This is a genomic window from Staphylococcus pasteuri (assembly GCF_003970495.1).
In the GTDB taxonomy this organism is placed as follows: Bacteria; Bacillota; Bacilli; order Staphylococcales; family Staphylococcaceae; genus Staphylococcus; species Staphylococcus pasteuri.
This window is the reverse complement of sequence record NZ_RXWW01000028.1, coordinates 1-11,245: the sequence shown is the minus strand read 5'-3', so window position 1 is coordinate 11,245 and position 11,245 is coordinate 1. Positions and strand designations below refer to the sequence as shown.

General features: G+C 31.5%; 12 protein-coding genes. 3 read left to right on the top strand and 9 right to left on the bottom strand.

The genetic code is table 11. From position 1 onward, the window contains the following. Positions 1-158: 158 nt before the first annotated feature. The 5 genes from CD121_RS04050 to CD121_RS04030 all read right to left on the bottom strand — a co-directional run bounded on the left by CD121_RS04050 (position 159) and on the right by CD121_RS04030 (position 4,596). Positions 159-665, bottom strand: a complete 507-nt coding sequence (locus CD121_RS04050) for a YwhD family protein (protein WP_017636367.1) — start codon at positions 663-665, stop codon at positions 159-161. Positions 666-739: 74 nt separating this feature from the next. Beyond that, complete coding sequence (locus CD121_RS04045) at positions 740-2,038, bottom strand: HD domain-containing protein (RefSeq protein ID WP_046466400.1); 1,299 nt, start codon at positions 2,036-2,038, stop codon at positions 740-742. A gap of 143 nt (positions 2,039-2,181) precedes the next feature. Then, positions 2,182-2,658, bottom strand: coding sequence for a GNAT family N-acetyltransferase (locus CD121_RS04040; protein ID WP_017636369.1), 477 nt, complete (start codon positions 2,656-2,658; stop codon positions 2,182-2,184). Between the two features lie 248 nt (positions 2,659-2,906). Further along, positions 2,907-3,446, bottom strand: a complete 540-nt coding sequence (locus tag CD121_RS04035) for a flavodoxin family protein (RefSeq protein WP_017636370.1) — start codon at positions 3,444-3,446, stop codon at positions 2,907-2,909. A gap of 211 nt (positions 3,447-3,657) precedes the next feature. Continuing rightward, positions 3,658-4,596, bottom strand: coding sequence for an aldo/keto reductase (locus CD121_RS04030; protein ID WP_029056386.1), 939 nt, complete (start codon positions 4,594-4,596; stop codon positions 3,658-3,660). Positions 4,597-4,717: 121 nt separating this feature from the next. Here CD121_RS04030 and CD121_RS04025 point away from each other — a divergent pair, with 121 nt between their 5' ends. From CD121_RS04025 to merA, 3 genes are all read left to right on the top strand, one after another. Continuing rightward, the gene (locus CD121_RS04025; RefSeq protein WP_029056385.1) at positions 4,718-5,389 is read left to right on the top strand and encodes a type 1 glutamine amidotransferase; all 672 of its coding nucleotides are present in this window, start codon (positions 4,718-4,720) and stop codon (positions 5,387-5,389) included. Positions 5,390-5,495: 106 nt separating this feature from the next. Continuing rightward, entirely contained in the window at positions 5,496-5,939 is a 444-nt protein-coding gene (gene hypR, locus CD121_RS04020; RefSeq protein ID WP_017636373.1) for a redox-sensitive transcriptional regulator HypR, read from the top strand. Beyond that, positions 5,926-7,248: a hypothiocyanous acid reductase MerA gene (gene merA, locus CD121_RS04015; protein ID WP_126567490.1), complete on the top strand. Its 1,323-nt coding sequence runs from the start codon at positions 5,926-5,928 to the stop codon at positions 7,246-7,248. The genes hypR and merA overlap by 14 nt, the downstream gene beginning before the upstream one ends. A gap of 42 nt (positions 7,249-7,290) precedes the next feature. Here merA and CD121_RS04010 read toward each other — a convergent pair whose 3' ends face one another. The 4 genes from CD121_RS04010 to mvk all read right to left on the bottom strand — a co-directional run bounded on the left by CD121_RS04010 (position 7,291) and on the right by mvk (position 10,874). After that, positions 7,291-7,632, bottom strand: a complete 342-nt coding sequence (locus tag CD121_RS04010) for a YuzB family protein (RefSeq protein WP_126567489.1) — start codon at positions 7,630-7,632, stop codon at positions 7,291-7,293. A gap of 244 nt (positions 7,633-7,876) precedes the next feature. Further along, complete coding sequence (locus CD121_RS04005) at positions 7,877-8,953, bottom strand: phosphomevalonate kinase (protein ID WP_046466395.1); 1,077 nt, start codon at positions 8,951-8,953, stop codon at positions 7,877-7,879. A 12-nt stretch (positions 8,954-8,965) separates the two neighbouring features. Then, positions 8,966-9,949 (bottom strand): diphosphomevalonate decarboxylase, encoded by a 984-nt coding sequence (gene mvaD / locus CD121_RS04000; protein WP_126567488.1) that lies wholly within the window; start codon positions 9,947-9,949, stop codon positions 8,966-8,968. Positions 9,950-9,953: 4 nt separating this feature from the next. Next, positions 9,954-10,874 carry a mevalonate kinase gene (gene mvk, locus CD121_RS03995; protein ID WP_017636378.1) on the bottom strand — a complete coding sequence of 307 codons (921 nt, stop codon included), beginning with the start codon at positions 10,872-10,874 and terminating at the stop codon, positions 9,954-9,956. Positions 10,875-11,245 lie beyond the last annotated feature (371 nt).

Genomic DNA, 11,245 nt, shown 5'->3' with positions numbered 1-11,245 from the left:
ATCAAAGAAATCGCCAAAAAGTATCATCAAAATATCCAAACTATCTACCAACAAATAACTAAATGTATGGTTGAACAACTCAATTTATAATATAAAAATAAACCAACAACTACACATCATCAAAGGATGATTTTGAAAGTTGTTGGTTTATTAATTATTTATTCAAATGCGTCAAATAATTCTTTGCTTGAGTTATTCCACATATCTTCATTATGATTTTGTAAAAAGTCTTTAAGTACTTTTTTATTCTCTTTACCAATATGATCGATAATAATTTGATGTTTCATAGATTTATCCATCATATTTACATGTTCAGGCATACTTTTATAACCACGACGAATGCTTTTATTTACTAGTAAATAGCATCCTGTTACACCAGCGTAATATGGGCCATGTTCTCCTCTTTCAGTAGTAACCCAACAAAGCCAATATTCTTTTGCTTCTTCGCCTTCTACTTCTGATTTGTCGGTAATCCATTTAACACCTTTTTCAACTTTAGCACGTGCATGCATGCCACCAATATCAATAAAAGCTTCTTGATTTGCAACATCTATAAATACTGGCGCAATATTATCTAAAGTAATTGAACCAATATTGGTACCTTTATGTCCATCTAAGGGATCATTTTTAATAATATTAAAATTAAAACCTTTCTTTTCTGACACGTAGGCCACCTCCTCTGACAATTTCCAACTGAATTCTATATTAAATGAGCAAACAATTTCTATCAATCGATTGATTAATTTAATTCATTTAAAAGATTAATAATAGAACCTTTTATCTCTTCATCCTTAATATTTAAAATCAATTCTTTTGGATAATATAATTTATAATCTTCTCTATTAATTCCTGTAATACTATTAATGACTAATGATTGATTACTAATTTCTCTAATTGAACCATCTCTTCTTAGTAAGTGAATGGGTTTACGATTAGAACCTGGTCGATCATAATCATAAGGTAAGTCTGAAAATGACTCGCTCACAAAGTAATAATTAGGATTAATTCCTCCCGCTTCAAATAACTCTTGAAGTTCTGAAATTGTTATTATTGAGCCGTCAAACGGAATATATTTAAATAAATCACGATTAATAAAACGACGTGATAAATCACTTAAAATCTTATCATCTTCATCAACCCATTTTTTCAAATAATAGATAACAACTGCTTCGTCTAAATCAACATATTGTTGAATTGTCATTGTCCCTTCGAAAAATGGTATAAAATCTTCAGGTGATTTCTTAAATTGATACCCTTCATTATATAGTTGTTTAGCTCTTTTCAGACAGTTATTTAATAATACCTCTCCGCCTCTGCTGACAGGATGGAAATATATTTGCCAATACATTTGATAACGACTCATGATGAAATTTTCAACTGCATGCATACCACTTTCTTTAATTAAAACTTCATCTTTAGAAGGTCTCATCAAACGTAAAATACGTTCCATATCAAAAGCACCATATGATACTCCAGTAAAGTAAGCGTCACGTTGTAGATAATCCATTCGGTCTGCATCAATTTGTGATGAAATCATAGATATTACTAACTTATTATCGTGAGTCTTATTAATTACATCAGCTACTTGTTGTGGAAATGTAGCTGAAACACGACTCAATACTTCATTTACTTCTGTATTTCCAGTAATAATTTCCTGAGTAAATGCCTCATGATCTGTATTAAAAATCTTTTCAAAGCTATGTGAAAACGGTCCATGACCTAAATCATGTAACAACGCAGCACACAAGGCAAGAGGACGGTCTTCATTATTCCATGCATCGCGACCTTCAAACGTCTCATCTATCATACGACGCACTATTTCATAAACACCTAGAGAATGCCCGAATCGACTATGTTCAGCTGTATGAAAGGAAAGATATAATGTGCCAAGTTGCTTAATTCTACGTAATCTTTGAAATTCCCTTGTCTTCACTAAATCCCAAATCAATTGATCTTTAACATGTATATACCTATGTATAGGGTCTTTGAATACCTTTTCCTCTGCAAGTTTCGTCGTTGCATACGATGATTGTGTCATGAAATACCTCCTTTTAAAGGGAGACATATATTTTTATGTCCCCTAACATTTACTCTATAAACTCTATTAAATTTAGTTAGTAGTCATAATCATTGATAGCATATATTCATTGTAATTTTCTTTAAAATAAAAATAATTGTGAACTAAAAGACTTTCTTCATTAATGCTAAATTCATGACTTCCCCATACATTTCTGGTTGATAAGATCTTATAATTTCAAACCCTTGTTCTTTATAGAAATGAATACCTTCATCATTTTGATTATCAACTTCTAAGAAAACCGTGTCATACTTCCCTTTAAATGACTCTAAACCTTTTTCTAATAACAACGTACCATAGCCTTTATGTTGAGACTCAGGATGTACATAATGCGCTGATAAATATAATTCTTCACCATAAATAAAATTGGCAAAACCTACAATTTCTTCATCTTCTTCTGCAACTAAAAATAATTGCTCTTGCATTCTTTTCTTTAAATGTTCTTCGTTATATGACGCTGCTAATAATTCATTGATTGTGCTAGCAGCATAAATATTTAAATACGTATTATACCAAGCTTTTGTTGCTACATCTCTAATCGCTATCGCATCTGTACTTGTTGCTTCTCTGACTCTATGCATTTTTGTCTCCCCTAACAATTACAAGTTATTAATAAATGCATTATATCATATATGTATCGTATTCATTTAACGCAGCGTATTTAATTTTATATACTTATATATTTTTTAAAATTATCTATGAAAACAACTCATAAAAATTCATATTTTGTATTCTTCGTATTGTAAGAAGTACTATAAACATAACAAAGCCCTTCACTAATACATAAGCGAAGGGTCTTATATTGTACTACAAGTTATTTACATTAATTCTATTGTTTGAATAAATGATTCCATTCTCTCGCTCTTTCTAATGCGTAATTGTCTTTCATGATATCGCCAGGTCTTTCAGCTGTACCAATAATGTAACCAGCGAGTTCTCCGCCAATAAATTCTAATGTATATTTCATTTGATCAACACAAGGTTTAGACTTCACTTTTGGACAGTCTCCACCTACTAATATTAATCTAAAGTCTTTTTTAGACATTATTTCTTTAAAATCTGAATATCTTTCATCTACCATTGTTTCTGACCAATGATCAATAAACGCTTTTAATGATGCTGATAAACTATACCAATAAATTGGCGACGCAAAAATGACAACATCACTTTCTAGCACAGTTTTAATTAATTGTTCATAATCATCTGGATATGAATCTATCTTCTTATCATTATGACGTACATCTCTTACTGGATTTAATTGATATTGTGTAACGTCTATCCATTGGTGTTCAACATTTTCTAATGCGTATTGCGTTAATTGCGCTGTGTTTCCTTCTGGACGACTGCCACCGAATAAAACTGTAATCATTACCCTTTCCTCCTTATCTATTATTCTTTAAGTAAGTTGCTCAACTATTCAATATGTTTTTTTACCCGTTAAAGTTAAAAATATGTATCAGAGAATGAAAAAATTTTAACTATTATATCTAATCAATTGGAATTATATAAATTTAAAATATCCCGTAAATCGCCAATATTTAGCTTATTTACGGGATTAATTTTAAAAAAGGTTGGTTTATTTATTTGTTAATTGGAAATAGAGAATCGATTTTATCAATTTCGTCTTGTGATAATTTTACGTTAGCCGCTTCAATATTTTCTACCACTTGTTCAGCACGTTTCGCACCTGGAATAACAACATCTAACGCTGGACGAGTAAGATAAAATGCTAACACTACATTAGCTATAGTTGTATCATGAGCTTCAGCAATATCTGTAAGCTGTTTTACTCGACGTACATTATCTTTAAATACCTCAGGTTTAAAGTCTCTTCTTGTCGCACGATGATCTTCAAATGTTGTATCTTCATCATATTTACCCGCTAGAATTCCAGACGCTAATGGGAAATATGGCACGAATGTAATTTGATTATCAGCAGCGTATGCCATCACTTCTTCATTTTCTCTATGCAATAAATTATATTCTAATTGAACAACATCTACTAAACCATCTTTATTTGCTTCTTTTAATTGATCTAATGTGAAGTTAGATACACCGATTGCTTTAATTTTTCCTTCTTCTTTTAATTCTTGTAATGCTGCAACTGCTTTATCTTTTGGCGTATTATCATCTGGAAAATGAATATAAAATAAATCAATATAATCTGTTTGAAGACGTTTTAAACTGTTTTCAACTTGTTGTTTAATAAACTCTGGATCATTATTTTGATGTACATCATTGTTTTCATCGAAGTAATGAGAACCTTTCGTAGCAATTTTGATTTGTTCTCTTGGATATTCTTTCACAACTTCTCCAACTAATTCTTCAGAACGTTCAGGACCATAAATAAATGCTGTATCTAGTAAGGTAATTCCATTATTAATCGCTTGTCTAACAACTTCTTTACCTTGTTCTTCATCTAAATTTGGATAAAGATTATGTCCACCTACTGCATTAGTACCTAGTGCAATTGGAAATACTTTAACATCTGATTTACCTAATGTTACTTCTTGAGCCATTCTATTCATCTCTCCTTCAGCGAATTGTATTTTAATGCTTTATGTTTACCCTAAAATTAAACGTATCATTCATATAGTAATATTTGATATTATAAAGTAACTATGAGAAGGAGTTGATTAAATGAGAATTAATGTTTTACAACATACACCAAATGAAGGTGTAGGAGCTATTGGTGATTGGGCAAAAGAAAATAACCATGACTTATATATCTATCATCCCTATTTTTATAACGGTGTATTACCAACTGCAGACGAAACAGATTTACTTATTATCTTAGGTGGGCCTATGAGTCCTAATGATACAGATGAATGGATTTATAAAGAAAGAGAACTTATAAGAGACTTATTAAAAGTGAATAAGCCAATGTTTGGAGCTTGTTATGGTGCACAACAAATTACAAAAGCGATTGGCTACACAGTAAGTAAATCACCAGTGAAAGAAGTTGGTTGGGATAAAGTTTACCTAGAAACTGATACTATTCCATACTTACCAAAAGAATTAATGGCTTTACATTGGCATGAAGAAATGTTTCAAATACCTAAAAATGCCGAGCTATTATTTTCAAGTGAGCATTTAAACAATCAAGGCTTTCTACTAAATCAAAATGTAATTGGATTACAATTCCATTTTGAACCAGGGCCTTACGACGTTAAAGAAATCGTTATTAATGACTATACTTATGCAGTTGATTCAGTATTAAATCAAACGCCTCAAGAGATTATTAACTATGATGTACCTGAGGAAAATAAAGAAGTCATGTTTAAATTATTAGATTTCATAACGCAATCATAAGATTAATTAAAAATCGTACTTTTAATCTCTTCAAATTTATATCCATTGACTATTAATTAATTTTTTTATTTAATGTAACTATAACAGTTACATTTTGGAGGATGTTATGAACTTAGAGTTTAATATTGCGATTCATGTGCTCGCTTTCTTAACAAAACATAATCATCAAAGATATCACAGTACAGCATTAGCAGAACTTACTTGCATTAACCCTGTTCAATTACGACGAGTTGCAACGCTTCTTACCTATCACGATTATATTGTCACCATTCGTGGAAAAAGTGGTGGCTACCAGGCTAATGATATGACAAAACATGTTAAACTGTCTGACTTATATCAATACTTTGTGTTAGATAAACAACCTAATCAAAAACGTATTTTTACAGGGAAGCAATCAAGTCATTGCATCATAGCAAGACATATTGCCGATACAATGACATACCATCAAAACCAAGAAGCAAATCATATATTAAACTACTATAGTTCTATAACTATCCAAGATATAGTTCATCAAATACAACAGGAGGACAACATCAATGAACAAATATGATCTAATTATTATTGGATTTGGTAAAGCCGGGAAGACATTAGCAAAATTCGCAGCAGCACAAGGACAACAAGTCGCAATGATAGAGCAATCATCTGCTATGTATGGCGGTACTTGTATTAATATAGGGTGTATCCCATCAAAAGTACTTGTTCATGACGGGATTGCAGGTACAAAATTTGATGATGCATTTTTAAGAAAACAAGAAGTTGTACAAGCATTAAATCAAAAAAACTATCAACTTTTAGCAAACGACGAAAATATAAGCGTATTGAATTATAAAGCGCAATTTAAATCAAATACTGAAGTTCATTTATTAGATAAAAACAACGACATCATTAACACTATTACAGCCCCACGTATCATTGTTAATACTGGAGCTAAAGCAAATATTCCTAATATTAAAGGTATCAATAATGCTAAACATCTATTTGATTCCACTGGTTTATTAAATATATCTTATCAACCTAAACATTTAGTAATCATTGGTGGGGGTTATATCGCTTTAGAATTTGCCTCTATGTTTGCTAATTTAAATACTAAAGTAACCATCTTAGAACATGGGGCAAAATTAATGCCTAGAGAAGACCGTGACATCGTTAATGCAATTATTAATGACTTAGAGAATAAGGATATTACTATTTTAACTAATGTTAATACGACTGAATTGATTGATGATGGCGACAAAACAATCATTAAAACAACTCAAGGAAACTTTGAATCTGATGCTGTATTACTTGCGACAGGACGTAGACCAAATGTCGACTTAGGATTGGAAAATACTGATATCCAATTAACTAAAGATGGTTCAATAGCAGTGAACGAACATCTACAAACATCTGTAGAACATATTTATGCAGCTGGTGATGTTAAAGGTGGTATGCAATTTACTTATATATCATTAGATGATTATCGTATTATACAATCTCATCTTTATGGAGATGGAAATCGTACAACAGAAAATAGAGGTTTCATACCTTATACTATGTTTATAGATCCACCATTATCTCGAGTAGGAATGACTAGCGATCAAGCTAAATTAGCAAATTATAATTATATAGACAAGCTACTTCCCGTCAATCAAATTCCTAGACATAAAATTAATAATGACAGTCGAGGATTATTTAAAGTAGTCATTAATAAAGAAAATCATCAAATTTTAGGCGCATCATTATATGGTAAAGAATCAGAAGAAATGATTAACCTAATTAAGTTAGCAATGGATCAAAACATTCCATATCAAGTTTTAAGAGATAATATCTACACACATCCAACAATGACAGAATCATTCAACGATTTGTTTAATATATAAAGAAAGAAGCCATCATTCGTTAATATGATGGCTTCTCTACTATTATTTCAATGCTTTTTTCTTTTCAAGTTTTTCTTTTAATTTTCTATCTTGTTCTTCTTTACGTCTTTTACGTTCTTCATTACGTTTTCTTAAACGTTCTTCTTCTTCAGGATCTCGAGGTTTTTTCAGTTGTTTAATAACTTTTTCAATTAATTCCTCTTCAGTTAAAGCAGCTAGTGGACGATTATTTACGAATGCAAAAGTCTTACGTCTACCCGGACCACAATATGACTGACAACCTATTTCTATTTCAGCTTCAGGGTCTAACTTTTCTAATTTCTTTTGCAAAGTTTTAACATTAACTGCCTGACATTCATCGCATATTAAAAATTTATTTTTCATATTGTCATCGCCCACCTTTCTATCTATATATTATTTTTTAATAGTTATCTGTTTTTATTATTGTAATGCTTACTTTGTATATATAACTTTAATTATTTTACTCTTTTTACCAAAAAATTCAAGTTACTTTTGAACTATGTAACGTTTTGTTCATAAAAAAGCCTTCTAAAATAGATTAGATATTTATCTTCAAGTTATTTGTTATAACGACGATAAAATCAATCATTTTAAAAGGTTCATATCATTATTGCCCATGATATATTTTAAATAATAATGGTTTAATACCATTAGAGGTCCATTCTTCATATATCTTTTGTTTGTCGGCATTTTGGTGAATAATGGCAATACCACAATCTCCACCGCCAGCTCCTGAAGTTTTAGCAGCACCGCCATGTTGCTCAGCGATGTCACACAAATGCTTTAATTTCTCTGTTTCAATATCTACTGATGCTTGATCATCCATTTGACGAATGATAAGACGATTTTGACGAATCATCTTTTGTACACCTTTAATATTGTTAGTTTTAAATGCATGGATTAAATTTTCAACACATTGATGTGAACTATCTAAAAATTCGCCATAAAAAGCGGGATCAGATTTAAGTCTTTTAACTTCGCTAACTAGGTGTGGTGAAGATGCTGGTGAACCAGTCCATCCTATTAATACTTCCATATTTTCTGGCGCTTGTAATGGTTCGATATGAAGACCAGGCCAATTCTTATCTAATACCGTATTTACTGAAGTCGTTTCGATTTGCTGCTTAACCCAGTCATGATCGAATGTACTATATGCTAACCAACCACTATAAACACTTACGGCAATGTCGCCACAAGAACTTAAACTTTGTAATTTCATATTCGAAATAACTGCTAATTTATAAATATAAAGATTAGATAATTCTAATTCATAAAACTCGTTAAGTACCTTAACAACTGACACTAACACAGCGGCACTTGAACCAAGACCATACTTATTACCATTAGCATCATCTAAGTTACTATCAATTGTTAAATGAAAATGTTTTAGAGGGATATCACAACTCTTAGCATATTGTTCAAACACTTCTATGGCTGTGACAACATAATTTAATTGTTTAGCTGCCTGTGGATCAGAAATGACGATGCTATCTTCATCTCTATAAAATGTTACAGGTTCATGATGTAATGTCTTTGAATGAATTGTACCTTCTACTTGATTTGAAGGTTCGATTGTTGCTGTAACAAAGCGATTTAATGCAATTAACACAGATTTATATCCTGGTTCTGTAACTGCATATTCACCAGCTATATAAAGTTTACCGGGTGCTTTGACCTGAATCATTCTATCAATTCCTTACTTAATTATTTCAACGCCTGTAGCGATAATATCACTTGCAATTATTTTTGAATCATCAAAGTGTTTTTTAAATTGTTCAATCACTGCTTGTTTATTTTTCTTTTCAACAAGGACTTTCACATTTGGACCAGCATCCATTGTGAAATAACAAGGTAATCCCATTTCCCTACATTCGTGAACAATAGCCATTGCATCATAGCTTTCTTGTACTAAATATGTAAATGGCGGTTGAGCACCAAGGTTTGTAGCATGCATACGTAAACCATTTGCCTCAATCACTTCTCCAAGATGTTTAAAGTCTTTAGATGACATCGCGCGCTTAACTTCAGCTATATCCTCATCCACGTGATCTAACCAATATTGATAAAAGCGAGATGTATCACGTGTCAACGACATACCTGAACGACTGGATACTTTTTTAGATTGATTATTTATAACAACAAATATCATAGATAAATCATCTTCCCAATGATTTGCATCAACTGAGTAAGCATATGACGTTTCGTCATCGTGACCCTTTTCCCATTCAGCAAAACCACCGAAAATGCTTCGAGATGCCGAACCAGACCCACGACGTGCTAAACGAGATAAATCTTTATCTGTTAATCTAAGTTGTAACGCTTCATTACAAGCTGCTGCGAGTGCTGCGTATGCACTTGCAGATGATGCTAAACCAGCAGCTGTCGGAACAAAATTATGACTATCAATACGAGCATGTAAATTTGTACCTGCTATTTCTCTAACAATATCCATATAAGATTGAATTTTTTTAGTTTCTTTTTCATTGGCTTCTTCACCATTTAAAATAAATTGATCATTTTGATAGTCACTGTCAAACGTTACTTCGGTTTCGGTATAAAACTTTTCCAATGATACAGATAGACTATTATTCATAGGGATAATTAACTTTTCGTCAGCTTTTCCCCAATATTTAATCAATGCAATATTTGTATGTGCACGCGCTTTGCCACTTTTTGCCAATGGGTTAACCTCCTAAATACTCAATCCATGTATGTGCAGCTCCTGCTTTTTCAACTGCCGCTACAATTTTTTCTGCAGTATGTAAATCTTCAGCTAGTAACAACATGCTTCCGCCACGTCCACCACCAGTCAATTTACCTGCAATTGCACCATGGGATTTTCCTATTTCTAACAACTCTTCTATTTTATCATGACTTACTGTTAAATTTCTTAAATCTTGCTGACATTCATTAAAAATATTGGCTAATTGTTTGAAATTATGATATTCGATTGCCTGACTTGCTTGGTATACTAAGTCCCCAATATTTTCAATATGTTTCATGTATTCTTGTGATTCACATAAATTGTGAACATCTTCAACTGCTTGTTTTGTTGAACCTTTTACGCCAGTGTCAATAACAACCATATAGCCGTTTAATTGAAGTGTTTTTAAAGTTTCAGCATGACCATTTTGAAACCATACTGGTTTATTAGAAACAATCGTTTGTGTATCAATACCACTTGGTTTACCGTGAGCAATTTTTTCTGCCCAGTTAGCCTCTTCAATTAGTTCTTTATCACTTAAAGTTTCTCCTAGAAAATCATAACTTGCTCTAGTAAAAGCAACAGCTATTGCTGCACTTGATCCTAACCCTCTTGAAGGTGGTAAATTAGTTTGAATTTTAATTAATAATGGCTCTTCTACACCCGTTTTGTCGATAAAACGTGTCACGATTGATTTTAAATGCTCTGGCGCATCATAAAGAAGACCATCATAAACATCACTTTCGATGGCTGAATAATTTCCCTTTTCAAGGCTTTCTATTAACACTTTAATTTTACCGGCGTTAAATGGAATAGCTATAGCAGGTTGGCCAAAAGTTACTGCGTGCTCGCCTATCAAAATAATTTTACCGGTAGACTCCCCGTATCCTTTTTTTGTCATGTTATTATCACCTTTTATTATACCTTCACTAATCTGATTCTTCATTGTCTTTACGTGTTTATGTTTGTATATATAGTTTTTTACAGACTAATATTTTAACGAGTATCATTTGTAATGATATTATTACGATTTTAAATAACAAACTATATATTTTATACCTATATACAAAATCTTGAATATATTTACCTTTAACTAAGGTTTTGTAAACATTTTTACATTTTATAAACTTAAGTCTGCTATTTTTATATAAATTTTTCCACCTAAACTATAATACTACAAATAATTCTTGGAATACACAGATTTATATATAATATAAGAAATTTAATGTACTCAATACATCATTTTTATAGTTTATTAAACTACGTTATCAC